General features: G+C 59.4%; 1 protein-coding gene. It reads right to left on the bottom strand.

Annotation, left to right across the window (positions count from 1 at the left end; genetic code table 11):
* On the bottom strand, positions 1-207 hold a 207-nt coding region (locus EEB11_RS19395), incomplete at both ends, for a LamG-like jellyroll fold domain-containing protein (protein WP_135434225.1).

Below are 207 nucleotides of genomic sequence, written 5' to 3'. Positions count from 1 at the left end.
TCCAGCGCAGCAAGCTCGGCCGGGGTCAGGACAGTGTCGTACATCGTCAGATCCGAGATGGTACCATCAAAGAAGTCGCGCACCCCGTCGGTCGTTCCCGCTGCACTGTTGCCGTTGAACGCCCCGATCACCAGATCATTGCTGTTCTGTGACAGATCCACATCCGCGGCCGCTTCACCGATCAGCGTACCATCCAGCCAAACCTTG

This window comes from Pseudotabrizicola sediminis, from assembly GCF_004745575.1.
Classification (GTDB): Bacteria; Pseudomonadota; Alphaproteobacteria; order Rhodobacterales; family Rhodobacteraceae; genus Pseudotabrizicola; species Pseudotabrizicola sediminis.
This window is presented reverse-complemented; position numbering and strand designations above follow the sequence as displayed.